22 protein-coding genes are annotated in these 23,826 nt (G+C 57.7%); 13 read left to right on the top strand and 9 right to left on the bottom strand.

Going from position 1 to position 23,826, the window contains the following annotated elements; all coding sequences use genetic code 11:
* Positions 1-16: 16 nt before the first annotated feature.
* The 5 genes from SIC19_RS01855 to SIC19_RS01835 form a co-directional block, all read right to left on the bottom strand.
* Positions 17-523, bottom strand: coding sequence for a hypothetical protein (locus tag SIC19_RS01855; protein WP_091643969.1), 507 nt, complete (start codon positions 521-523; stop codon positions 17-19).
* Positions 524-621: 98 nt separating this feature from the next.
* Positions 622-2,388 carry a sodium:solute symporter family protein gene (locus SIC19_RS01850; RefSeq protein ID WP_075195298.1) on the bottom strand — a complete coding sequence of 589 codons (1,767 nt, stop codon included), beginning with the start codon at positions 2,386-2,388 and terminating at the stop codon, positions 622-624.
* Between the two features lie 6 nt (positions 2,389-2,394).
* On the bottom strand, positions 2,395-2,658 hold the full coding sequence (locus SIC19_RS01845; protein WP_007154785.1) for a DUF4212 domain-containing protein: 264 nt from the start codon (positions 2,656-2,658) through the stop codon (positions 2,395-2,397).
* 208 nt (positions 2,659-2,866) lie between these two features.
* On the bottom strand, positions 2,867-3,577 hold the full coding sequence (locus tag SIC19_RS01840; RefSeq protein WP_075195297.1) for a PolC-type DNA polymerase III: 711 nt from the start codon (positions 3,575-3,577) through the stop codon (positions 2,867-2,869).
* 17 nt (positions 3,578-3,594) lie between these two features.
* Entirely contained in the window at positions 3,595-5,511 is a 1,917-nt protein-coding gene (locus tag SIC19_RS01835) for a putative nucleotidyltransferase substrate binding domain-containing protein (RefSeq protein WP_126810318.1), read from the bottom strand.
* A 185-nt stretch (positions 5,512-5,696) separates the two neighbouring features.
* On the opposite strand from SIC19_RS01835, the gene smrA reads away from it, so the two are divergent.
* From smrA to SIC19_RS01795, 8 genes are all read left to right on the top strand, one after another.
* Positions 5,697-6,275, top strand: a complete 579-nt coding sequence (smrA, locus tag SIC19_RS01830; RefSeq protein ID WP_075195305.1) for a DNA endonuclease SmrA — start codon at positions 5,697-5,699, stop codon at positions 6,273-6,275.
* A 40-nt stretch (positions 6,276-6,315) separates the two neighbouring features.
* Positions 6,316-6,507 (top strand): hypothetical protein, encoded by a 192-nt coding sequence (locus SIC19_RS01825; protein WP_127400924.1) that lies wholly within the window; start codon positions 6,316-6,318, stop codon positions 6,505-6,507.
* Positions 6,508-6,578: 71 nt separating this feature from the next.
* Complete coding sequence (locus SIC19_RS01820) at positions 6,579-7,064, top strand: (2Fe-2S)-binding protein (protein ID WP_075195295.1); 486 nt, start codon at positions 6,579-6,581, stop codon at positions 7,062-7,064.
* Between the two features lies 1 nt (position 7,065).
* Positions 7,066-9,270: a xanthine dehydrogenase family protein molybdopterin-binding subunit gene (locus SIC19_RS01815; RefSeq protein WP_127400926.1), complete on the top strand. Its 2,205-nt coding sequence runs from the start codon at positions 7,066-7,068 to the stop codon at positions 9,268-9,270.
* Between the two features lie 115 nt (positions 9,271-9,385).
* Positions 9,386-10,012 carry a methylthioribulose 1-phosphate dehydratase gene (locus tag SIC19_RS01810; RefSeq protein ID WP_127400928.1) on the top strand — a complete coding sequence of 209 codons (627 nt, stop codon included), beginning with the start codon at positions 9,386-9,388 and terminating at the stop codon, positions 10,010-10,012.
* Positions 10,009-10,569: a 1,2-dihydroxy-3-keto-5-methylthiopentene dioxygenase gene (locus SIC19_RS01805; protein ID WP_036206594.1), complete on the top strand. Its 561-nt coding sequence runs from the start codon at positions 10,009-10,011 to the stop codon at positions 10,567-10,569. The genes SIC19_RS01810 and SIC19_RS01805 overlap by 4 nt, the downstream gene beginning before the upstream one ends.
* On the top strand, positions 10,566-11,258 hold the full coding sequence (gene mtnC / locus SIC19_RS01800; RefSeq protein WP_127400929.1) for an acireductone synthase: 693 nt from the start codon (positions 10,566-10,568) through the stop codon (positions 11,256-11,258). The genes SIC19_RS01805 and mtnC overlap by 4 nt, the downstream gene beginning before the upstream one ends.
* 108 nt (positions 11,259-11,366) lie before the next feature.
* The gene (locus SIC19_RS01795; RefSeq protein WP_412535567.1) at positions 11,367-12,314 is read left to right on the top strand and encodes a DUF3080 family protein; all 948 of its coding nucleotides are present in this window, start codon (positions 11,367-11,369) and stop codon (positions 12,312-12,314) included.
* 36 nt (positions 12,315-12,350) lie between these two features.
* Here the strand turns inward: SIC19_RS01795 and SIC19_RS01790 are convergent, their stop codons facing one another.
* Genes SIC19_RS01790 through arsC form a run of 4 tightly spaced genes read right to left on the bottom strand, consistent with a single transcriptional unit; the run spans position 12,351 to position 15,538 of the window.
* Positions 12,351-14,153 (bottom strand): GspE/PulE family protein, encoded by a 1,803-nt coding sequence (locus SIC19_RS01790; protein ID WP_127400933.1) that lies wholly within the window; start codon positions 14,151-14,153, stop codon positions 12,351-12,353.
* Between the two features lie 13 nt (positions 14,154-14,166).
* Entirely contained in the window at positions 14,167-14,535 is a 369-nt protein-coding gene (locus SIC19_RS01785) for a DUF2069 domain-containing protein (RefSeq protein ID WP_127400935.1), read from the bottom strand.
* A gap of 33 nt (positions 14,536-14,568) precedes the next feature.
* A complete protein-coding gene (wrbA, locus tag SIC19_RS01780; protein ID WP_127400936.1) occupies positions 14,569-15,171 on the bottom strand; it encodes an NAD(P)H:quinone oxidoreductase in 603 nt (200 codons plus the stop codon).
* 13 nt (positions 15,172-15,184) lie between these two features.
* Positions 15,185-15,538 (bottom strand): arsenate reductase (glutaredoxin), encoded by a 354-nt coding sequence (arsC, locus tag SIC19_RS01775; protein ID WP_041334988.1) that lies wholly within the window; start codon positions 15,536-15,538, stop codon positions 15,185-15,187.
* A gap of 153 nt (positions 15,539-15,691) precedes the next feature.
* On the opposite strand from arsC, the gene SIC19_RS01770 reads away from it, so the two are divergent.
* The 5 genes from SIC19_RS01770 to SIC19_RS01750 all read left to right on the top strand — a co-directional run bounded on the left by SIC19_RS01770 (position 15,692) and on the right by SIC19_RS01750 (position 23,824).
* The gene (locus tag SIC19_RS01770; protein WP_226909903.1) at positions 15,692-16,102 is read left to right on the top strand and encodes a TlpA family protein disulfide reductase; all 411 of its coding nucleotides are present in this window, start codon (positions 15,692-15,694) and stop codon (positions 16,100-16,102) included.
* Between the two features lie 44 nt (positions 16,103-16,146).
* Positions 16,147-19,629, top strand: coding sequence for a DNA polymerase III subunit alpha (dnaE, locus tag SIC19_RS01765; RefSeq protein WP_127400938.1), 3,483 nt, complete (start codon positions 16,147-16,149; stop codon positions 19,627-19,629).
* Between the two features lie 176 nt (positions 19,630-19,805).
* On the top strand, positions 19,806-20,759 hold the full coding sequence (accA, locus tag SIC19_RS01760; protein WP_085681118.1) for an acetyl-CoA carboxylase carboxyl transferase subunit alpha: 954 nt from the start codon (positions 19,806-19,808) through the stop codon (positions 20,757-20,759).
* Positions 20,743-22,107, top strand: a complete 1,365-nt coding sequence (gene tilS / locus SIC19_RS01755; protein WP_085681116.1) for a tRNA lysidine(34) synthetase TilS — start codon at positions 20,743-20,745, stop codon at positions 22,105-22,107. The genes accA and tilS overlap by 17 nt, the downstream gene beginning before the upstream one ends.
* Positions 22,108-22,195: 88 nt before the next feature.
* On the top strand, positions 22,196-23,824 hold the full coding sequence (locus SIC19_RS01750) for a CTP synthase (RefSeq protein WP_036206623.1): 1,629 nt from the start codon (positions 22,196-22,198) through the stop codon (positions 23,822-23,824).
* Positions 23,825-23,826 lie beyond the last annotated feature (2 nt).

Here is a 23,826-nt window from a genome sequence, read left to right as displayed (position 1 = left end):
GCGGTTGGGGTTATCTTCATTCGCCGCAAACGGTCATCAACAGTTTGTCATGCGGGTCCAGTTTTTTCATGTTATCAAGCCGTGGGGCGCCGTCTGAACCCAGTGGTACAAGTTCGCGGGTATTGCAGTTAAGAATATGAATCCGATGAGAAACAGCATCGACCATTTTCTGCTCAAAGCGATACAGGGTGAAGCGCAAAACGTCCGGGTTTGACGGGGTTTCGCTGATGCTTTTGGTATCGACTGTCGAGAAAGCATTGACGTAAGGGAAGAAAAACGTCCATGGGCGCCATAAAATGCCGTTGCTCTCCGTGTCCACAATGACAGCCTCTTCGGGCATCAGGGACTGCTTTTGTTCAAACCAGGTGTATTCGGTGTAGATGAGGTACCCGAGCATACCAGCCCCGGCAAAGACTGGAATGATCCACTTCGGAGCGAGGTTTCGGGTAATCGCCCGAATTCCGAGCGCAATACCTGCGGCTCCCAGGCCGCAAACAACGGTAGCGACAAACGTCCAGAACATAAAACGGGTTTCCTTAAAAAAGAACGGGCTCCCTCACAGAGGAAGCCCGTTCGTCATCAACCTTCTAATTCATTCAGTGAATTAGGCTGATTCGTTGCTTAGTGGTCGTGAGCCTGACTCGCACCACGTGGGTAGCGGACGCTTTCAACCAGTTCCTGAATCTCAACGGGCGGTTCTTCAGTTGCGTTGGACACAATGAAGGCTACCGCAAAGTTGACGACAGCACCAACTGCACCGATAGACAGGGGCGAAATGCCCAGTACCCAGTTTTCTGGGGTGTCTGCCAGGTTGTTGGTACCCGGAATGAACAGCCAGCCCTTGTACACAAAGATGTACGCCAGGGTGAAGCCCAGACCGGTCAGCATACCGGCGATTGCACCGACATTGTTAACCCGCTTGGAGAAAATACCCATCATCAGTGCCGGGAACAGGGACGCTGCTGCGATGCCGAAGGCTAGTGCAACAACTTGTGCCGCGAAGCCCGGTGGGTTTGCGCCCAGATAGGTGGCAACACAGATTGCGACTGCCATCGATATTCGGGCTGCGAGCAGCTCGCCTTTCTCCGTGATGTTGGGATTTATCGAGCCTTTGATCAGGTCGTGACTGACCGCCGACGATATTGCCAGCAACAGACCGGCTGCCGTCGACAGGGCTGCCGCCAGACCACCAGCGGCGATAAGGCCGATAACCCATCCTGGCAGGTTGGCGATTTCCGGGTTGGCCAGTACCAGGATGTCCCGGTTAACGACCAGCTCGTTTCCTTCCCAGCCACGGGACTGAGCTGTGCTTTCAAACTCAGGTGAGTCGTTGTACAGCTGAATACGGCCGTCTTGGTTTTTGTCCTCGAACTGGATCAGCCCAGTGACTTCCCAGTCCTTGATCCAGTTTGGACGCTCATCATACTGGATCGGCTCTGCTTGGGTGCCTTCCGGGTAGATGGTGGTCATCAGGTTCAAGCGAGCCATGGAAGCAACAGCCGGCGCTGTGAGGTAGAGCAGGGCGATGAAAACAAGCGCCCAGCCTGCAGACCAGCGAGCATCCGCTACTTTTGGCACAGTGAAGAACCGGATAATGACGTGAGGCAGACCAGCGGTACCGATCATCAGGGACAGGGTAAACAGAACCATGTTCAGTTTGTTGTCTACATCAGCGGTGTACTCGTTGAAGCCGAGATCCGTGATGACCTGGTTCAGCTTGTCCAGGATCGGCATGCCAGAATCCACGTGAGTCGAGAACAGACCCAGCGGGGGCAGGGCGTTACCGGTCAACTGCAGGGAGATGAAGACCGCAGGGATGGTATAGGCGACGATCAGTACGCAGTATTGAGCCACCTGCGTATAGGTGATGCCCTTCATGCCGCCAAGTACGGCGTAGACAAATACCACCACAGCCGCAATGATCAGACCCATGGTTGATTCGACTTCAAGGAAGCGGGAGAAGGCTACGCCGGCACCCGCCATCTGGCCGATGACGTAGGTTACAGAAGCTACGATCAGACAGATAACTGCCACCAAGCGAGCATTTTTGCTGTAGAAGCGGTCACCAATGAACTCGGGAACCGTAAACTTACCAAACTTACGCAGGTAAGGCGCCAGAAGCATGGCCAGCAGAACGTAGCCGCCTGTCCAGCCCATCAGGAACGTCGAGTTTGCATAACCACCAGCGGCAATCAGGCCCGCCATGGAGATAAAGGATGCTGCGGACATCCAGTCAGCACCGATCGCCGCACCGTTGGTGATCGGGTGAACGCCGCCGCCGGCAACGTAGAAATCACTCGTACTACCGGCCTTCGCCCAGATGGCGATACCGATATAGAGGGCGAATGAGCCGCCCACAAATAATAGGTTAATGGCAAATTGACTCATTCGAACTTACTCCTCATGCACGTCGAATTTTTCATCGAGCTTGTTCATCCGCCAGGCGTAATGGAAGATCAACGCGATGAAAGTAAGAATCGAACCCTGTTGGGCGAACCAGAAGCCGAGGTCGGTTCCGCCAATGGGGATTCCGGCGAGCATGGGGCGAAGCAGTATCGCAAACCCATAAGACACGAGGGCCCAGACAATAAGGCTCCCGAATATAAGGCGTAGGTTCGCCTTCCAGTAGTTCACAGCATCGTAGTCATGACCTGACATAGGATCACTCCTGTATTGTTGTTGTGGAGGTTGGGTGGGTTTTCTGTGAAGTGTTGGTTGTAGAGAAATTATTATTCATATAGTTCTTCTCCGACGTGATGTCCTATTCGACTTTACCCGTCAAGCGATAGATAGATATTGGCAAAAGGTCTAATTCTCAGTTATTTGAGGGACAAAAGGTCTGCAAACGCGACACAGTTCCGGGGCTCTAGCCTTGTCGATGGATATTCTTCAGTTGTCGGTAGTACTTCAGTTTGCCATTGAAGTCACGCAGGCTGGTGACACCGCTTTTTTGTGCTTTATTGATAACAGCGAGGGTTAACTCAGCCGTCACCATGGCGTCGGCAGCGGCATGGTGTCGGGCGCTGACTTCCAGGTCGAAAAAATCGGCCCAGTTGTCCAGTCCTTTGCCCCCGGTTTTGGAGTTGGGGAAGTAGGCGGGAAGCATCTCGGCGACATCGAGCCAGGTGTGGGGCTGGGTGTAGCCCAGTGTTTGCTTGAGCGCCTTTTCAAGGAATTTCTGGTCAAAGGCGGAATGGTAGGCAAGGATAGGGTCGCCATTCATCCATTCCAGCAGATGGAGCAGTGCGTCTTCTGTCTCATGTCCCTGAGTCAGGGCTTCCGGCCCAATGCCGTGGATGAGTACCGTCTCGCTGATGTCCAGCTCCGGGCGACGCAGGATCAGATCAAACTGGTCACCCAGGTCAATGGCGTTGTGCCGGATGGCCACCGCGCCAATGGCGATGACATTGTCTTTTGCCGGGTTGAGGCCGGTCGTTTCCAGATCAAGTACGATCAGCCGGCAGTCTGACAGGCGCTGGTCTCCGGCGGTTTTTGGCGTTGGCAAGTGTTCTCGGTCGTGACCACCGGTGCTGCCGGCCCTGCGCCGTTCGATCCAGTCTTTGATCTGCTCCAGCATAACTGTTGACCCGGTTTTCAGAGTTGGTAGGTGATTTCCAGTTTCTGTTGCAGGCGTTGTGCCTGGCGGAAGGATTCGCGAAGAATCCGGCGGTCCAGCGGGTTAAGGTCATCCGGGTTTATATAATTGGACAGGGGCTCGCCCCGGTCCAGCATTTCCTGGTGTGCCCTCATCCGGATAGCCTGGATCAGGCTGTAGGCCTCCTGCCATGCGTTGGCGTCTTTGGTGTCAAAGACACCTTTTATGGCGAGCTGTTGCATGCGCTCCAATGTGTTGGCCGAGCCGACGCTATTGGCGAGGGCAAATACCCGAACGGCTTCCACGAAAGGAGCAAGCCCCTGGCGCTTCAGATCAAGTGTGTTTTTCTTGCCATCCGGGGCATAACGGAAGTTGCGGAACATGGTCAGGGGAGGTTTGCGGGTAATGGCGTTGCCCGCCAGCATCTTCTGAAACAGGTCGTTCTTGCGTATGCGCGTGAGCACTTTATCCAGCAATCGTTCCAGTGGTTCCATTGGCCCGAATACCGCCCGCATGTCGAGAAAAATGGACGAATACACCAGATTCTGCGGGGTTGAGGCGTCAATGAAACGGGCAAACCAGTCATCCCACTCCCTGCCGCTAAGGCACAGTTTGGGATTGCTGGCCATGATATTACCCTTGCACAGGGTAAAGCCGCATTCCGCCAGCTCCTTGTTGACGGTTTCCGCGAAGGGCAGCAGTTTTTCCCTGACCTGTGCCTCGGTCATCCCCTCCGGTGTCTGGAACAGGATGCCGTTGTCCTGATCTGTTAACAGGGTTTGTTCCTGCCGACCTTCGCTTCCGAATGTCAGCCAGGTGAAAGGGATGCCGGGGTCGTTCTTCTTGATGTTCAGTTCCAGGACCCGTCTTACAGTGACATCGTTCAAGGTGGTAATGATTTTTACCACCTGACCGGAATCGGCCCCGTGAGCGAGCATCGCGTCCACCAGCCGGGACACATCCTTACGGAGGCTGACCAGGGTGCGGAGATGGCTGGCAGTGCCAATGGTCCTGGCAAGGTTGACCAGATCGACCCGCTGAAGCGAGAACAGATCACGCTCGGATACCATGCCAATCAGTCGGTGCTCGTCATCCACCACGCAAATGTGAGCAAAGTGATGCTCTGCCATCAGCATGGCGGCTTCAAAAGCATCTGCGTTGGCTGTGAGGCAGCAGGGGTTCCGGGTCATGACCTGGCCGATAGGCGTGTCCAGAGGGCCCTTCTCCTCTGCCACCATGGTGCGCAGGTCCCTGAGGGTGAATATACCCGTAGGATGCCGTTCGTCATCGGTGATCACGATGCTCCCGACACTGTTTTCGTGCATGCGCGCGACCGCTTTTCGGACCGGGAGGTCCGGCGAGCAGACGATGGGATTGCGAATAGCGTAGCGTTCCAGCGGGGTGTCCAGCGAGTTACTGGAACCAATGGAAGCCATGGCGCCGGTCTGTATGCGCTGATTCACCTGATCAAGCAGGCTGCTGACGCCGCGAAGGCAGAAATCACGAAAGGGATCACTCTGCGAGAACAGCATGACAAAGGTGTCGTGTTCAATGCTCAGACAGAAGGTGTCTCCGGAGGCGCGATGCAGTGTGCGGGTGGGGCGTTCTCCAATCAGCGCGGCCAATGGAAAACATTCGCCCTGGCTGATCTCAAAGGTGGTTTCGGTTTCTCCGTCCCGGTCTCGCTCCCGTTCGCCGCGAATACGGCCCTGTTTGACCACGTAGAACCGTTGTACCGGGCCATCGTCCGGTGACAGCACTACATCGCCATCGGCGTAGAATCTCAGCGAGGCATGCTCGGCATAATGGGCCAGATGTGCATCGTCCATGTTTGAAAAAGGCGAATGCTCCCGCAGAAATGCCATGATGGCACGGGTATTCTGGGGGCGTGCACTGTCTTGCGATGCGGCAGTCATAATCGCGGTCCGTTGTCGTGCTTATGAGCCTGAAGTGTAGACCAACGGTCTATCTACCGGCCCTACGATGGTTGTCTGAGCGCGGGCCAGCCCCGGCCCGGCAGTGGGTAGGGCGAGGGGCCTCCTTTATGATGGGTGAGCCGGGTGGTAAAGTCCATGCAACTTCGACCGTAAATGATATCGCCATGACAACCAAAGATGAGCGCCTGAGCTTCCTGGAGGAAATGAAGGATGTCCGCCGTATCCGGAAGCCGAACAAAGCCGATGTTAAAGCCCCAAAGGATCTGACCCCAGGGCACCTTGAGCGTCAGCGGTCCGCCATAGATCAGCCGCACAGAGACTGCAATCCACTGACGGCGGATATGGTTGAGCCTCTGACAGCGCACGATGTTCTCTGTTGGCAACGGCCCGGAGTTCAGCATGGCGTATTCCGTAAGCTCCGTCTTGGGCAATACCCGATCGAAGCGCGCCTGGACCTGCACCGGATGACCGTTGAAGAAGCGCGTCGGGATGTATTCGGCTTCATTAATGATTGCGTGCGCTATGGACTTCGATCCGTCATTATTCTCCACGGCAAGGGAGAGCGTAACCCCGACGGTATCGCCCAGCTCAAGAGCCATCTGGCCAAATGGCTGCCAGAGTTGGAAGATGTGCTGGCGTTTCATTCGGCCCAGAAGCGCCATGGCGGCACCGGCGCCGTCTATGTCATGGTCCGCAAGGGCGACCGCGACAAACAGCGTAACCGTGAGATTCACGGATCCTGACTATTCACCCAACGCCGATAAGATCGGTCTGGAGGTAAGTGTGAAGCAACTGATGTTGGTACTTTTCGTGGTAGCGGCACTGGCCGGATGTAAAGACCGGGTTATGTGGAATGACAACGGCAAGGTGGAAGAGGCAACAACCGACCGCGAGGTCTGGGACTCCCAGGGTAAAATGGAAACCGGCGAACGGAAGATCTGGACGGATAAGGACGGCAACGAAGTCATCAAATAAGAACGCTCAGCGTTCATAATAATAAAACTCAGCCGGGGCCAGTGCTCTGGGCAGCAGGGGAGAGAACAACCATGGCCGTGAGCCTTACCGTTAATGGCCGGGAACGGATGCTCGACATAGACAGCGATACTCCGCTGTTGTGGGTGATCCGCGATGAACTCGGACTGAAAGGTACCAAATTTGGATGCGGCATGGGGCTCTGCGGCGCCTGTACCGTGCACCTGAACGGGCATCCGGTGCGTTCCTGTTCCACCCCGGTAGAATTGGCCGACGGTGGGGATGTGACGACCATCGAAGGTCTGTCGCAAGATGGAAACCTGCATCCTTTGCAAAAGGCATGGGTCGAACATGGCGTGCCCCAATGCGGTTACTGCCAGTCCGGCCAGATCATGAGCGCCGCCCACCTTTTGCAGCACAACGACGCTCCCTCTCACGATGATATCGTCGCGGCCTTGAGCGGAAACCTTTGCCGTTGCGGTACCTATTCCCGCATCATCGCGGCGGTTGAGTCTGTGGTTGTTGACGACGCTGCCCGACCTGATCGGGGGGAAGCGTAATATGTCCATGAATCGACGCGATTTCCTGAAGGTAACCGCCGGCTCCTCCGGCGGGCTGGTCTTGTCCCTGTCGCTTCCGGGCTGCGCTGGCATCCAGAATGGTTATGATGAGCAGGATGGTAGCTGGAAACCGGATGCCTGGCTGGAGCTGACGACCGATGATCAGGTCTACTTCACCTTGGCGCGTGTTGAGATGGGGCAGGGAACTTACACTGGCCTGACCACCCTCATTGCGGAAGAGCTCGGGGTGGCGCCAGCCTCCATCAAACCGCGATTTGCCCCTGCGGCCCCGGAATACCGTAATCCCCTCTACAACCTGCAATTGACCGGCGGCAGCACCAGTCTGGCGACCAGTTGGCAGCCGTTACGGGTGGCGGGAGCCTCTGCCCGTATGATGCTGGTTGCTGCCGCAGCCAATGTCTGGGAAGTCAGCCCCGCTGAGTGCCGGGCGGTCGAAGGCAGGGTCATTCATCCGAACGGGCGCGACAGCCTGGCTTACGGTCGGCTGGTAGAACTGGCGGCGAAGCAGCCGGTGCCGGAGGCTCCGTCACTCAAACCCCGTGAGGAGTGGAAGTACATAGGTAAGGAACGGGGACGCCTGGATGCCGAAGCCAAGTCCACCGGCGCGCCAATCTACGGCATTGATGTCGAACTTGAGGGCATGGTTTACGCGGTGGTGTCCCGCCCTGCGCGCTATGGCGCCCGGGTAAAATCATACGATGATACCGCCGCTCGCCGGTTGCCGGGCGTTCTGGATGTGTTCGAGATCGAGCGTGGCGTGGCAGTTGTGGCAGATAAATACTGGCGGGCCCGTAAGGCCCAGGACGCCCTGACGATCGAATGGGACAACGACGGCGCGTTGGATGTGTCCTCCGAACTGGTGTTCTCCTCGTACCACAAAGCCGCCGATGAAGACCCGGGGGAAAGCGAGCGCAGCGAAGGTGATTATGACGACGCACAACAAGGTGCGGAGCGCGTGGTGGAGGCCAGTTATAAGCAGCCTTACCTTGCCCATGCGACGTTGGAACCGATGAACGCTACGGCGTGGTATCGGGACGGCGCCATTGAAGTCTGGGCACCGACCCAGGCACCCGATCTTGGTCGGATCGCGGCTGCGAGGGTGACGGACCTCTCGCCCGATGAGGTGACCATCCATACCACCTTCCTCGGCGGTGGCTTTGGGCGCCGGCTGACCAATGATTACATTGAGGAAGCGGCGTCTGTCGCCTACCGGGTACGCAAACCGGTCAAGCTGATCTGGTCGCGGGAAGAAGATACCCGTCACGATGTTTATCGACCGGCCATGCTGCACCGGATGCGGGCCAGTGTCAGCGGCGATAATGTCACTGGCTGGCACCATCAGATTGTTGGCCCGCAGATACTGGACTGGTACGTACGCAATGCGGCACCAGCCCAGTACCCCTGGGCTCCGAAATTCCTGTACGGCACTCTGGGGCGCGTTGGGCTGCTCGCCGAGGGTGTCGCGACTCCGAAGGATCATTCCGCCATCGAAGGTGCCATAGAATATCCGTATCGGGTGCCGAATATCGACATACGCCATACCCACACAGATCCGGGGGTGCCGGTGTCCTGGTGGCGGTCTGTGGGTTTCTCTCACAACGGCTTTGCTGTTGAAACCTTTATGGATGAGCTGGCTCATGAGCAAGGCCAGGACCCGTACCGGTTCCGGCGCTCATTGATTGATCACGAACCTAGACACCTGGGCGTGCTGGACAGGGTTGCCCAACTTGCCCAATGGGATAGCGCCGCACCCGAAGGGCGGGCCCGTGGCGTTGCCCTGTTCCGCAGTTTTGGCACCTACGTGGCCCAGGTGGTTGAGGCCAGCGTTGAGTTCGGGGAAATCCGGGTGCACAGGGTGTACTGTGCTGTGGATTGCGGCCAGGTGGTCAATCCGGACATTGTTCGCGACCAGATCGAGGGCGGTATTATCTTTGGCCTCACGGCAGCGCTCTACGGCAACATTACCCTGGAAGGCGGACAGGTCCAGCAAAGCAATTTCCACGATTACCCGCTCATGCGTCATGATCAGCGGCCCGAGGTGGTGGTGGATATCATCGATAGCGATGAATCGCCCACCGGTGTGGGGGAGCCCGGTGTACCTCCGGTGATACCCGCTTTGGGTAACGCGTTATTTGCCCTGAGCGGGAAGCGCCAGCGCAGCCTTCCGCTGAAAGCCACGGTATGATCCATGGCTTTCCAAGCCGACCGGTGGGCGTTCGTCGGCCTTTGCGGGCGGCACGCTCATCCTTATAATGGTAATCATCAAACGCTGATCCGGCGTGTCTGTCCCGAGGTGATTTTTGTTTGACGTAACCCGCTACGCCATTGCCGCGCAGTCCATCATTGATGCCGGCCGGTTTCTCTACGGCCAGGGCTGGTCGCCGGCTACCAGCAGCAACTATTCTGCGCGGATCGATGATGAGCATATCGCCGTCACGGTGTCCGGCCGACACAAAGGCCAGCTGGTGGCAGGTGATGTCATGGTGGTGGACCTTGCTGGCACCCCCGTCCAGAGCAATGCCCGATCGTCGGCGGAAACACGTTTGCATACGGTGCTTTACCAGACCTTTCCGGACGTTGGTGCGGTGTTGCATACCCACTCTGTCAAGGCAACGGTGTTGAGCCGGCTGCTGCCCGCCGGAGAACCGCTGAAGTTACAGGGGTACGAGTTACAGAAAGCGTTTTCCGGGGTTGATACCCACGAGTCGCAACTGACCGTGCCGGTGTTCGACAATACTCAGGATATTCCGGCGCTGGCGGACCAAACCAGAGATTGGTTTCGTCAGCATCCTGAACAACCGGGTTACCTGATTCGTGGGCACGGCCTTTATACCTGGGGCAGGACCATGTCAGACTGCCTGCGCCACGTCGAAGCCTTTGAATTCCTTTTCGAATGTGAGCTTGAAACCATGAGGGTCCGCCGATGACAACCTTGAGTATTTTTGACCAGAGTGTGCCCGAATCCCCCCGCATCGTGACCGAAGACGCGGGCAAAATCGCTAACCTGCTGGCAGAGCACGGCGTTCGTTTTGAGCAATGGGCTACCCGGGATCTGCCTGCAGACGCGTCATCTGATGACATTCTTGAGGCCTATTCCGGTGAGATCCAGGCGCTGAAGGAGGAATGTGGCTTCCAGGCAGCGGATGTCATCAGCCTGAACCCGGACAACCCCCAGAAAGAGGCCTTCCGCCAGAAATTTCTGGATGAGCATGTGCACAGCGAAGACGAGGTGCGTTTCTTTGTTCGCGGGCAGGGCCTGTTTTACCTGCATTTTGGTGACCAGGTGTACGCTGTTCTGTGCCAGAAAAATGACCTTATCAGCGTGCCGGATGGCACACGCCACTGGTTTGATATGGGGCCGGAGCCTGCGTTTACCTGCATCCGTCTGTTTACCAACCCGGAAGGCTGGGTGGCAGACTTCACTGGTGAAGACATCGCCAGCCGGCTGCCGCGCTATGAGCGCCTGGCGGGAGTGGCTGGATGATCCGCGTGATCCTGACGGATATCGAGGGAACCACCAGTTCGATCTCCTTTGTGCATGAGGTTTTGTTTCCCTACTCGGCGAAGCATATGGCTGAGTTTGTACGGGAAGGTGCGGCGGACAGCACGGAAATCCGTGAGCAGTTGGATGCCGTTGCCCAAACATCAGGTGTCGCCAGGGAGGATATCGACGGGCTTGTTGAGGTGCTGGATACCTGGATTCGGGAAGATCGCAAGGAAACACCGTTGAAGGCCTTGCAGGGAATGCTCTGGGAGCAGGGTTACCAGCAGGGTGCTTTCCGGGGGCACATCTACGACGATGCCGCCGAGTATCTGCAGCGCTGGCATGATCGAGGTTTGCGGCTGTTCGTATATTCTTCCGGTTCTGTGAAGGCGCAGAAGCTGATTTTCGGTTTCAGCGAAGCCGGGGATTTAACGCCATTCTTTTCCGGTTACTTTGATACCCGTATCGGCGGTAAGAAGGAATCAACTTCCTACAGCAACATCATCGACGAATTGGGTGTCGAACCCAGAACGGTGCTGTTCCTCTCCGATGTTGAGGCCGAACTGAAGGCCGCTGAGGACGCTGGCATGCGCACGGTCTGGCTTGTGCGTGAGGGAGATCTGCCGGACACGAAGCGGGCGGTGGCTACGGACTTTGCAGGGGTCGACAGGTTTCTGCAGCAGGGTTGACCCTCCATGGTGCCTGACGTTCGATGCCTGATAATGCCTTTGGTGTGCCTATACCTTGCCGGCTGCGCGCCGGATTCCGGTGTTCCAGATATGATGGATGGGTACGTTGTGAGCGTAGCCGATGCTCTGGAACTGCGCCCCGAACTCTCCGATATAGCCCCTGTTCCCCAGATCCCGCGCCGACGGGAGCGCGTTCTCGACATGCCGGATCTGGACATGGGAATGCTCGATTTCCTGTCTCTTTACGGGTGTGAGTTGCAATACGTGGTCGGCGAAAGGAATTCGATCATGGGGCGGGTAATGCAACCGTTGAATCGATTGCGTTATGAAACACGGTTTATCCGTGCCGCTGAGACCTGTATTTCGGAGACCGATGGCGAGGATATACAGGAAGAACTGGAAGAGGCCATCGCCCATAAAACCGAATCGCTCCCCATTGCGATATGGAACGCCACCTGGGGGGTGGAAGAGATTGAGCGTCTGTTTACCCTGTCGCAGGGATATTATCCCGGGAGCGGCGATGACAAGGTTCTGGCGGAGTTGTCCTCGGGCGTAAAGCGAGTCAACCAGACGGTCAGAGGCCTGCTGGATGGCAACACAGATGAGCCGTTGGATTATGTGGGTGGTGTGCATCAGCTCTGGCAGGCAGAACATCGTGCGGGTCAGCTATTAAACAGCGCTCGGCTGATCACAGCGCGGCTTGAGGACGCAACGGCTCTGTTGACCAGGAGAGTGGAAGGGGCACCACTTTGCTCGGGGGCGGAGCCTGAAGTGCCGCCCGACGAGCTCGTGGATATCTATACCGACGGTTACGGCGATGATATTGAGGACTATCTCGGCCGCATTGAGCAGGCGAGGGAGGCACTGATCAAACCGCTGGATACGCTCGCCGCCCAGCAGTCAGAGACTATGCCGTCTGCGTTCCGCGATTGGTATCGGCTCTATCTGGAAACGGGCAATACCGACAGTGTCTGGGGACAACTGGCCCGCGCCATTACGGCCCATAAAGAGCGTTGGCAGCAGTTGCTCACCCAGTGCGGAGCGTTTCCCCAGTAGCGCTCAACCATGTCTGGCATGATAACCGGGAGCGCATCAACGCTGGCTTTCGGGGGTTACCCGCAGGATTTCCTCGACCGTGGTGGAGCCGGCGGCCACTTTCTGCGCGCCGCTAAGCCGCAGGGATTTCATGCCATCCTTGTACGCATCCACTCTCAGTTGGTCCAGTTCGCACTGCTCGGTAATCTGCCGGATCAGGTTGCCGGACAGTTGCATGATTTCATACACGCCGGCCCGACCATAGTAACCGGTGTTTCGGCACTCCAGGCAGCCAACCGGGTGGTAGACTTGCTTGGGCATGGTGGCTTTCCAGGGTCGGGTCAGGCTTTGCCAGGCCTGCGCGTCCACCGGCCCTGGCGCCTTGCAGTGGGGGCACAGGGTTCTGGTTAGCCGTTGTGCCATTACGCCCAGCACCGTGGCACGAATCAGGTAGGGGGGGATGCCCAGTTCCATCAAGCGGGTGATGGCGCTGGGGGCATCGTTGGTGTGCAGGGTGGACAGCACAAGGTGTCCGGTCAGAGCGGCCTGAACCGCCATTTCTGCAGTTTCCAGGTCACGGATCTCACCAATCATGATGATGTCCGGATCCTGTCGCAGCAGCGCCCGCACGCCCGAGGCAAACGTCAGTTCGATGTTGGTCTGAACCTGCATCTGGTTGAAGGCCGGCTCCACCATCTCAATCGGGTCCTCGATGGTGCAGATGTTCACCTCGGGAGTGGCCAGTTGCTTGAGGGTTGAGTACAGGGTGGTGGTCTTGCCAGAGCCGGTAGGGCCGGTGACCAGAACAATGCCGTGGGGGTGATCGGTAATAGCCTGCCAGCGTTCCCGGTCTTCCTTGGAAAACCCCAGTTGTTCGTAGGACTTCAACAGCACTTCCGGATCAAATATCCGCAACACCATTTTCTCGCCAAACGCGGTTGGCATGGTGGCCAGCCGCAACTCCACTTCGCTGTTGTCCGGCTTTCGGGTTTTTATGCGGCCGTCCTGGGGGCGGCGCTTTTCCGCCACGTTCAGCCTGCCGAGAATCTTCAGGCGGCTGGTCACGGCCACGCCGACCTGGTCCGGGAATTCGTAGACGTTGTGCAGCACCCCATCGATGCGAAAGCGCACCTGGGTGACATTGCGCCGTGGTTCTATGTGGATATCCGATGCGCGTTGGTCGAAGGCGTACTGCAGCAGCCAGTCAACAATCTTGACCACGTGCTGGTCGTTGGCATCCGGGTGTTCGCTGGCCCCGAGGTCCAGCAGTTGCTCGAAATTCTGGGTACCGGCGGGGTTGGCTGCGTTGTTGCCGCCTGCCTTGCTGACGGAGCTCGCCAGTTGATAGAACTCAACGGTGTAACGGCGGATATCCTCGGGGTTGGCGACCACGCGGCGGATGTCTTTTCTCACCGCCTGGCGCAGGTTGCCTTCCCAGTCATTCTTGAAGGGTTCGGTGCTGGCGATGAGAACTTCATCCTCGCCTATTTCAACCGCGAGAATGCCGTGTCGCTGGGCAAAGGCATAGGACATCACCCGGGCAATCGCGGGTGTATCTATCTTCAGGGGGTCGATGTGGTAGTAGGGCTGTTCCGCCCACTCCGCGAGCCACTGGGTCAGTCTGTCCAGATCCAGGGTGTGGCCGGTTTTCTGGCTCTCCAACCCGGCCTTGGCGACCAGTTCCAGTGGATGGCGCTGGCTAGCGGGCCCGCTGCCCCTTGTCTGGATACCAATGTTGGCCGAGAGAACCCGTTCGGCATCCTCCTGGGTAATCTCACCACCGGTGACCAGCGCCGTGCAGATATCCCTCAGGGTCAAGGTACTTCTATGTGGCGCGGGTGGATGAGTGCTGTCGGCCATGATGCGTTCCCTGTCAGGTTTCGGTAACGGGCTGCGGACGGTTCACCTTAAGGTGGACCATGGCCACAGTAAACAGCAGGAAGGTCAGCACCGCGATGATCAGGGGGGTGATAGCGCCTTCGCTGAGCCAGGACGATACGACGTACTGGGTAAAATAGAAAATCACCACGAAACTGAGCCAGATGTAACCGCGGTTGTGGCCCCGGAACACTGGTACGGCAAACGCCAGCAGCGGGACCAGCTTTACGCTGAGCATCAGCGTGACGGATACGCCCTCGACCTGCGTGGGGTAAAAGGTGCTGACAAGCAGGGCCGCCAGTGTGGCCAGATAAAGCAGAATGGTCAGCCGGGCGGTTATTCGGGCTTTGGGGTTGTGAAGCATTCGGTGATCCGTTGTCGTTGAGTGGCGCCGGGGTTAGCGCAATTTCATGGCAAGCCGCGCAAGGCGCTCGCCAAATGTCTGGCATATGGCTTTTTCGTGGTCGTTCACGGACTGTGGCTCTCCGGTGCCAGCCCAGTGGGAAGGGCCGTAGGGCGTACCCCCGGCGGAGGTCTCGTTGAGCGCGCTTTCCGAATAGGGCACACCGCACAGCACCATTCCATGATGCAGTAGTGGCACCATCATCGTCAGCAGGGTGCTCTCCTGACCGCCATGCAGGCTGCCAGTGGACGTAAACGCGCCGGCGGGCTTTCCGCTGAGGGTTCCGTTCAGCCACAGGTCGCCGGTGCTGTCGAGGAAATACTTCAGCGGTGCTGCCATGTTGCCGAACCGGGTCGGGCTGCCGATGGCCAGGCCCGCACAGTTCGCAAGATCATCCTTGCTGGCAAAGGGCGCGCCGTCGTCCGGTACCGCAGGCAGGGACGCCTCGGTGTCCGGCGACACACTGGGCACGGTGCGAATTCTGGCATCCATACCCTGCACCCGGGATACGCCCCGGGCAATCTGGGCGGCCAATTCGGCCGTTTGCCCAGTGCGGCTGTAATACAGCACCAGGATATAGGGCGAGGTGGTCGCCATTGGAGATCTCCGGTTAGAGAATATTCAGGACATTTTCAGGCGGTCGGCCCAGGGCTACCTTGTTACCCCTGATTACGATGGGCCGCTCGATCAGCTTCGGAGTGTCGACCATCGCTTTGATCAGCGTCTCACGGCCAAGCTCGGGGTCGTCCAGGCCCTGTTCCTTGTATTCCTTTTCCCCGGTTCTCATCAGCTCTCTGGGAGTGATGTCCAGGGCTGCAAGGATCTGTTCCAGGATTTGCTCTGTCGGTGGCGTTTCCAGGTAACGTATAATGTCCGGTTCAACACCTTGTTCGCGAAGGAGTTCAAGGGTTTGCCGGGATTTTGAACAGCGCGGATTGTGGAAAATTCGGGTTGGTTCTGTCATGGTTCTCCCTCTTCCCAGGTCAGGTTAACCGCAAGTTTGTCTGAGCGCCGTAGTCTAACAGGAGGCCACCCTTTGCAATACCCTGCGCGATATCCTGCAAAGTACTCTGCACTGGTGCGTTATTCCACCAGGTTGTGCAGGATCGGTATACTATTGGCCTTGTTGCCGCTGGCAGGCTGCCAGAACCACGAGTTTGAAAAGTCGGACGGAACCGTACTGCAGTGGGAGAGCCTGAGGGGCCACTGGGTGCTGGTCAATTATTGGGCCGAGTGGTGCAAACCCTGCCTGGAGGAAATTCCGGAGCTGAACAGTATCGACACCGCCAGTGCCGTGGTGGTCCTCGGTGTGAATTTTGATGATGTTCGTGGCCAGGAACTGATCGACCTGGGGCGAAGAATGGGTATTGAGTACAGCATGCTGGCAGAGGATCCAGGGCCGCAATTTGGCTGGGAAACACCCGTGGCCCTGCCCGCAACGTTTATTGTGGATCCGGATGGAGACCTCGTCGAGGCCCGCTTCGGCCCGCAAACTGAAGAAGACATCAAAGAATTGATTGGTCGCTGACCTGGCCCCGAACCGCCGTTAACCTGCAGGAAATTTCCGACGCTATGTCACAGACCTTTGTCCACCTCCGCGTGCATTCCGAATATTCCATGGTCGATGGCCTGGTGCGCGTGAAACCCCTGATCGGTCGTGTTGCAGAACTGGGCATGCCCGCTGTCGGGCTTACGGAGCAGTCCAATATGTGCTCCCTGGTGCGCTTCTACAAGGCGGCCATGGGTGCTGGGGTGAAGCCCATTATCGGCGCAGACCTGTGGGTCGAAAACCCGGACGAGCCCGACAACCCGTTTCGCATCACTCTGCTGGCCCGTAACAACGATGGCTACCTGAATCTGACCGAAGTGGTCTCGCTGGGGTACACAGAGGGGCAGCGTTTCGGTAAGCCAATTATCCAGCGAAAGTGGCTGGAAAGCCGCACCGAAGGGCTGATTGCCCTGTCTGGAGCCCGACTGGGGGACGTGGGCAAGGCGCTGATGTCGGGCAAGCTGGACCTTGCCAGGCAGCGTGCCGAATACTGGATGAACCTTTACCCGGGGTCGTTTTACCTGGAGTTGCAACGCACCGGGCGCCCCGGGGATGAAGATTGCCTGCACCTGAATGTTGAGCTGGCGGAGGCGCTGGGCTGCCCGGTGGTGGCGACAAACGATGTCCACTTCCTCCATGCCGAGGATTTCGAAGCCCATGAGGCAAGGGTCTGCATTGGCGAGAGCCGGACCCTGGACGACCCCAGGCGGGAGCGTCGTTTCAGCGACCAGCAGTATCTGCGCAGCGCCGATGAAATGATTGAGCTGTTCTCTGATATCCCCGAGGCGGTCGAGAACACGGTGGAAATTGCCCGGCGCTGCTCAGTCCCGGTGCGTATGGGAGAGTATTTTCTGCCGAACTACCCCATTCCCGATGGCATGACCATGGATGACTACTTCCGAAAGGTGTCGGAAGAGGGACTGGAAGAGCGGCTGGCGAAAACCCTCAGCAAGAACGACCCCGAATACGATGCCAAGCGCGAGGCCTACTACAAGCGCCTGAACTTCGAGCTGGACATCATTATCCAGATGGGGTTCCCGGGGTACTTCCTGATCGTTATGGACTTCATCAAGTGGGCCAAGAATAACGGCGTGCCGGTAGGCCCTGGCCGGGGTTCCGGTGCTGGCTCCCTGGTGGCCTACGCCCAGTTGATTACCGATCTTGATCCTCTGGAATACGACCTGCTGTTCGAGCGCTTCCTGAACCCCGAACGGGTTTCGATGCCCGACTTCGACGTCGACTTCTGCATGGAAGGCCGTGATCGTGTTATCGCCTACGTGGCGGAAAAATACGGCCGCGAGGCGGTGTCCCAGATCATTACCTTCGGCACCATGGCTGCCAAGGCGGTTGTGCGGGACGTTGCCCGGGTTCAGGGCAAGTCGTACGGGCTGGCGGACAAACTCTCAAAGATGATTCCCTTTGAGCCGGGTATGACCCTGGAGAAGGCCCTGGAGCAGGAACCACAACTGGTCGAGTTCCTGGAAAATGACGAGGAAGCCCAGGAAATCTGGGAAATGGCCCTGAAACTCGAGGGTGTGTGTCGAAACGCCGGTAAGCACGCCGGCGGCGTGGTGATTGCACCCACCAAGATTACCGATTTCTCGCCGCTGTACTGTGATGACGAGGGCGGCAGCCTGGTGACCCAGTTCGACAAGGGCGATGTGGAAGATGCCGGCCTGGTGAAGTTTGACTTCCTGGGGCTGCGGACCCTGACCATCATCGACTGGGCCCTGAAGATGATTAACCCGCGCCTGGAGAAACAGGGCAAGCCGGCGCTGGACATTAACGAGATTCCGCTGGACGACGTGCCATCGTTCGACATGCTCAAGAAGGCGGAAACCACAGCGGTGTTCCAGCTTGAATCCCGTGGCATGAAAGACCTGATTCGTCGCCTGCAACCGGACTCCCTGGAGGATATGATCGCCCTGGTCGCCTTGTTCCGTCCGGGGCCACTGCAGTCGGGCATGGTGGATGACTTCATCGACCGGAAGCATGGCAGGCAGCCCATGTCATTCCCGCATCCTGATTATCAGTATGAGGGGTTGAAGCCCGTTCTCGAGCCCACCTATGGCGTTATCCTGTATCAGGAACAGGTTATGCAGATTGCCCAGGTGATGGCCGGCTACAGTCTTGGTAACGCCGACATGCTGCGCCGGGCTATGGGTAAGAAAAAGCCCGAGGAAATGGCCAAGCAGAAGCAGTTCTTTCTCGACGGCTGTGAAAACAATGACATCAACAAAACCCTGGCGGAGAACATTTTCGACCTGGTTGAAAAGTTTGCTGGCTATGGCTTCAACAAATCCCACTCGGCGGCCTACGCGCTGGTTTCCTACCAGACCCTGTGGCTGAAGGCTCATTATCCCGCTGAGTTTATGGCCGCGGTACTCACGGCGGATATGCAGAACACCGACAAGGTGGTCACGCTGGTGGAGGAGTGCCGCAGCATGGGGTTGGAGCTGCTGGTGCCCGACGTCAGCCGCTCTGAATACACTTTTACCGTCAACGATGACGGCGCCATTGTGTACGGTCTCGGCGCCATCAAGGGGCTTGGTGAGGGACCGATTGGCAGTATTCAGGCCGGCCGCGCCGACGGCGAGCCCTACCAGGATATTTTCGATTTCTGCCGCCGGGTGGATCTGAAAAAAGTAAACAAGAGGGCCATGGAGGCCCTGATCCGCTCCGGTGCCATGGATAAGCTGGGGGCAGGGCGCGCCCAGTTGATGGCCAGCATAGATAAGGCCATTCAGCAGGCCGGCCAGCAATCCCGCAACGAGTCCGTGGGCATGACCGACATGTTTGGCGACATGCTGATGGGCGGGGAAGATGGCGATCCTTATTCCGACGTGGCGAATGTGCGGGAATGGCCCAAGAAAGAGCGCCTCAAGGGGGAAAAAGACACCTTGGGCCTTTACCTGACGGGCCATCCGTTCGATGAATATGAGAAAGAAGTGCGTCGGTTCGTGCGTTCATCCATTGCTGATCTCAAACCGGCTCGCCAGCCCCAGCGTGTTGCCGGCCTTGTCGTTGCGCAACGTTCCATGAAGACCCGTACAGGGTCGACCATGGCGTTTATCACCCTGGATGATCGCAGTGCCCGCATTGAGGCCACTTTGTTTTCAGAGGCTTTTTTCGAGAATCGGGAGTTGCTTCAGTCCGACCAGGTCATTGTGGTGGAAGGCCAGGTCAGCCATGATGATTATTCTGGCCAGATGAAGATGCGCGTCAGCTCGGTGATGGATGTTGGTACGGCCCGGCAACAGTTCAGTCGTGGTCTCAAGCTCGCTATTCACGCGGATCAGCTTCAGAACGGCCTGCTGGATAAACTGGACTCCACGCTCAGGCCCTTCCGTTGTGAGGGCAGCCCGGTATGGATTGAATACAGTAGCGATAATGCCAGTACCCGTATCGAACTGGGTGAATCGTGGCGCGTACAGCCCGATGACGACCTGTTATTGGAGTTGAAATACCTCGTAGGCGACCAGTCGGTAGAACTGGTCTATGATTGATACTATCCGGCAAGGTTCATCCCGGGTATGGCGGACACGTTGAATAATTACGTTTTTGTCAGAAAGCGGACTCATACGAAGGTCCGCTTTAGCCAATGCTCAGGCGCTGCTATCTTTGTCCAAAATTCTGGTTTGGCGACTTACATTCTCGCCTTGCAAGCAAATGATGGAACATCATGAACCCTAATTATCTGGATTTCGAACAACCGATTGCCGACCTTGAAGCCAAGATTGAAGAGCTTCGCATGGTGGGAAATGATACCGATATCAACATCACCGATGAGATCAGCCGGCTGCGCAAGAAGAGTGTCAGCCTGACTGAAAGCATCTTCTCGAACCTCAAACCCTGGGACGTAGCCCGCCTGGCTCGTCATCCCCGCCGGCCCTATACCCTCGACTACGTTGACATGATCTTTGACGACTTCGACGAGTTGCACGGTGACCGTCGTTATGCGGATGATCAGGCCATCGTCGGTGGCACTGCCCGCCTGGATGGCAAGCCAGTCATGGTGATTGGTCACCAGAAAGGCCGGGAAGTACGCGACAAGGTAAAGCGGAATTTCGGTATGCCGCGCCCGGAAGGGTACCGTAAGGCTTTGCGGCTGATGGAGATGGCTGAGCGTTTTCGCATGCCGATCCTGACCTTTATTGATACCCCGGGTGCCTATCCAGGTATCGGAGCCGAAGAGCGTGGCCAGAGTGAAGCGATCGCCTTCAACCTGGCCGTCATGTCCCGCCTGAAGACGCCGATTATTTCCACGGTGGTAGGCGAGGGTGGCTCTGGCGGTGCTTTGGCCATCGGCGTGTGCGATCAGTTGAATATGCTTCAGTATTCCACCTATGCAGTCATTTCACCCGAAGGCTGTGCGTCAATCCTGTGGAAGAGTGCGGAATACGCTTCCCAGGCGGCAGAAGCGATGGGCGTGACCGCCGACCGACTGAAGGATCTTGGGCTGGCGGACAACGTTATTACAGAACCGCTGGGCGGGGCGCATCGCAGCCCGGAAGAAATGGCAGAATCCCTGCGTGAGACCCTGAGTAAGGGCATTGCCGAACTCGGTCGCCTGCCGGCCGACGAACTGGTGTCCCGCCGCTACGAGCGGTTGACCCGATATGACACCGGCCGGTAACCCCGGCTCCGGAAGAGACTGGCCGGAGGCGCTATGTACTCCGGTCAGGCACCTGCCTGATCATTCACACCTTCGCATTGCCCTCAGCGGTGGCATGGACTCCGTTCTGCTTCTTCATGTTGCCACCTGGCTGTACGCCCATAGCGGCCAGATTTCTGCGGTTCATATCAACCATCAGTTGCAGCCTAACGCCGATCAAACCGAGCGTTTCTGTCGATCGATTTGCCGGCAGCTTGGTGTGCCACTCGACAGTCACCGTGTCACCGTCAGCGGTCGCGAATCTTCGGATATTGGCGCTAGCGGTGGCGGTATTGAGGAGGCCGCCCGGAATGCGCGTTACCAGGTGTTTGAGGAGATTCTGGCGCCGGGAGAGTTACTGTTGATGGCCCATCATGGTGATGATCAGGCTGAAACAGTGCTGTTTCGGTTGTTGCGCGGGACTGGCATGGCGGGGCTGGGTGGTATGCCGGTGACACGCCCTCTGGGTGCTGGTCGGCTGTATCGACCACTGCTTGATTTCAGTCGCGCAGAGCTTCACGGATGGGCAGTTCAGCACGGTATCGAGTGGATGGAAGATCCCAGTAATATCGATGAGCGCTTTGATCGCAACTTTCTCCGTACGTCGATTTTTCCTCTCCTCAAGTCACGCTGGCCGTCGCTGATCAGTCGTATGGGGCATACCGCCCATTCGTGTCGAGAGGGGGACGAGTTGGCTGCAAAGCTGGCGGAAATCCACTTTAAACAATGTGCCGGGCCTTCTGGTGAGCTTTGTTTGAGTGCGCTCGGTGCACTGTCTCTGGCGGAGCAGAAAAACCTGCTGCGCTGGTGGGCAAGGTATTTTCGTTATCAGCCCCCCGCCATTGCAGACTGGCCGCAGGTTCTGGAAGATTTTCTGAGCTCGCCGGCGGACAGGGAGCCGGAGCTTCGGGGAACGGGGTTCGTGATTCGACGTTTTCGGGGGTGCCTGTACCTGGTTCCCGAGTTCACGAAATTGCCTGCCGGAAAGCCTGTCCTGGTTCCGGATCAGGCGCTATCGTGGGGTGGATGGCGATTGACGCTGGCGGCGTCAGGTAAGCCTAAAACACCGGCGCCGGAAATAAGGGTATCTACGAGGGCAGGGGGCGAACGCATCCGCCCAGCCCCTGGCGGCCCGTCGAAATTATTGAAGAACTGGCTTCAGGAAAAAAATGTTCCACCCTGGGAAAGAGCCCGGCTACCGCTGCTTCTTGAGGTGGTGGACGGCCATGAAGAAGTGGTCGGAGCTGGCGACTTGTGGGTTTCCGGCAAATACTGTGGAGAGGCCCCGGCCAGTGGCTGGCGGATTGTTGTGGAGCGGGAATGTAATTGAGAAGGTGGCGCCTTTCTGGTAGTCTGGCGTCCCATCTTGAGATGACAATCTCCCTCCTTCACCGAACCAGACAAATCACGGAATCTGCATGACGCGTTATATTTTCGTCACCGGCGGTGTCGTGTCCTCCTTGGGGAAAGGTATCGCATCGGCCTCTCTGGCTGCGATCCTAGAGGCACGCGGCCTGAAGGTCACTATTCTCAAGCTGGACCCGTACATCAACGTGGACCCCGGCACCATGAGTCCGTTCCAGCACGGTGAAGTTTTTGTCACCGAAGATGGCGCGGAAACCGATCTGGACCTGGGGCACTACGAGCGATTTATTCGCACGCCGATGTCACGCCGGAACAATTTCACCACCGGTCGCGTCTACGAGGAAGTGATTCGTAAGGAGCGCCGGGGTGATTACCTCGGTGGTACGGTTCAGGTGATTCCCCACATCACGGACGAGATCAAGCGTCGTGTGGTTGAAGGCGCTTCCGGCGCCGATGTGGCACTGATCGAAATCGGCGGCACGGTGGGCGATATTGAATCGCTGCCATTCCTTGAGGCCTGCCGCCAGTTGAAGGTGGAAGTTGGCCCGCAGCGTGCGTTGTTCATGCACCTGACCCTGGTTCCCTACATCGCCACGGCCGGTGAGATCAAGACCAAACCTACCCAGCACTCGGTAAAGGAAATGCGTTCCATCGGCCTGCAGCCGGATATTCTGCTGTGTCGTTCGGAGCACGAAGTGGACGCCAGTTCCCGTCGCAAGATCGCACTGTTCACCAACGTGGAAGAGCGGGCGGTCATTCCGTTGCAGGATGCCAAGTCCATCTACGCCATTCCGCGCATGCTGCACGAATTTGGTCTGGACCAGCTGGTTATTGAGCGTTTCAGTCTGGATGCCAGCCCGGCCAACCTGGGCGAATGGGATGCGGTCGTTGAGTCCCTGATGAATCCGGAAGGTGAAGTTACTATCGCCATGGTCGGCAAGTACATGGAGTTGCTGGACGCCTACAAATCGTTGATCGAGTCGCTCCTGCATGCCGGTATCAAGACCCGCACCAAAGTCCGTATGAACTACATTGACTCGGAAGACATCGAGCGCGATGGTACCGGTGCGCTGGCCAGTGCCGATGCCATTCTAGTTCCAGGTGGCTTTGGTGAACGCGGTGTCGAAGGCAAGATCCGCACGGTGCAGTACGCCCGCGAAAACAAGGTTCCGTACCTGGGTATCTGCCTGGGTATGCAGGTGGCCGTTATTGAATACGCCCGCAACGTGGCGGGCCTGAAAGATGCCCACAGCACCGAATTCCGCGAACACACCCCGGAGCCGGTTGTGGGGCTGATCACGGAGTGGCTGGATGCCAGCGGCGAGAAAGAGGAGCGCACCGAAGAGTCTGATCTGGGCGGCACCATGCGCCTGGGCGCTCAGGACTGCGTGGTCGCTGAAGGTTCCACCATCGCCAACTGTTACGGTCGTAAGACCATCCGTGAGCGCCACCGTCATCGTTTCGAAGTGAACAATCATTTCCTGCCACAGCTGGAAGGCGCCGGCCTGAGAATTTCCGGTCGCTCCACCGACGGCAAACTGGTTGAGGTTGTGGAAGTGCCTGATCACCCCTGGTTTGTGGCTTGCCAGTTCCACCCGGAATTTACCTCCACGCCGCGGGACGGCCATCCGCTGTTCAAGGGTTTTGTTGAGGCAGCTCTGGCCCGTAAAAAGGAATCCTGATC

Origin of the sequence: Marinobacter sp. MIT930201, from assembly GCF_047122665.1 — a bacterium.
GTDB lineage: Bacteria > Pseudomonadota > Gammaproteobacteria > Pseudomonadales > Oleiphilaceae > Marinobacter > Marinobacter salarius.
Note: the sequence above shows the minus strand (reverse complement) of the source record. Positions and strands in the feature narration are given on the sequence as shown.

Coding starts and splice junctions, on each gene's coding strand:
- SIC19_RS01855 (WP_091643969.1), bottom strand. CDS start 523: ATGTTCTGGACGTTTGTCGCTACCGTTGTTTGCGGCCTGGGAGCCGCA.
- SIC19_RS01850 (WP_075195298.1), bottom strand. CDS start 2,388: ATGAGTCAATTTGCCATTAACCTATTATTTGTGGGCGGCTCATTCGCC.
- SIC19_RS01845 (WP_007154785.1), bottom strand. CDS start 2,658: ATGTCAGGTCATGACTACGATGCTGTGAACTACTGGAAGGCGAACCTA.
- SIC19_RS01840 (WP_075195297.1), bottom strand. CDS start 3,577: ATGCTGGAGCAGATCAAAGACTGGATCGAACGGCGCAGGGCCGGCAGC.
- SIC19_RS01835 (WP_126810318.1), bottom strand. CDS start 5,511: ATGACTGCCGCATCGCAAGACAGTGCACGCCCCCAGAATACCCGTGCC.
- smrA (WP_075195305.1), top strand. CDS start 5,697: ATGACAACCAAAGATGAGCGCCTGAGCTTCCTGGAGGAAATGAAGGAT.
- SIC19_RS01820 (WP_075195295.1), top strand. CDS start 6,579: ATGGCCGTGAGCCTTACCGTTAATGGCCGGGAACGGATGCTCGACATA.
- SIC19_RS01815 (WP_127400926.1), top strand. CDS start 7,066: ATGTCCATGAATCGACGCGATTTCCTGAAGGTAACCGCCGGCTCCTCC.
- SIC19_RS01805 (WP_036206594.1), top strand. CDS start 10,009: ATGACAACCTTGAGTATTTTTGACCAGAGTGTGCCCGAATCCCCCCGC.
- mtnC (WP_127400929.1), top strand. CDS start 10,566: ATGATCCGCGTGATCCTGACGGATATCGAGGGAACCACCAGTTCGATC.
- SIC19_RS01790 (WP_127400933.1), bottom strand. CDS start 14,153: ATGGCCGACAGCACTCATCCACCCGCGCCACATAGAAGTACCTTGACC.
- SIC19_RS01785 (WP_127400935.1), bottom strand. CDS start 14,535: ATGCTTCACAACCCCAAAGCCCGAATAACCGCCCGGCTGACCATTCTG.
- wrbA (WP_127400936.1), bottom strand. CDS start 15,171: ATGGCGACCACCTCGCCCTATATCCTGGTGCTGTATTACAGCCGCACT.
- arsC (WP_041334988.1), bottom strand. CDS start 15,538: ATGACAGAACCAACCCGAATTTTCCACAATCCGCGCTGTTCAAAATCC.
- dnaE (WP_127400938.1), top strand. CDS start 16,147: ATGTCACAGACCTTTGTCCACCTCCGCGTGCATTCCGAATATTCCATG.
- accA (WP_085681118.1), top strand. CDS start 19,806: ATGAACCCTAATTATCTGGATTTCGAACAACCGATTGCCGACCTTGAA.
- tilS (WP_085681116.1), top strand. CDS start 20,743: ATGACACCGGCCGGTAACCCCGGCTCCGGAAGAGACTGGCCGGAGGCG.
- SIC19_RS01750 (WP_036206623.1), top strand. CDS start 22,196: ATGACGCGTTATATTTTCGTCACCGGCGGTGTCGTGTCCTCCTTGGGG.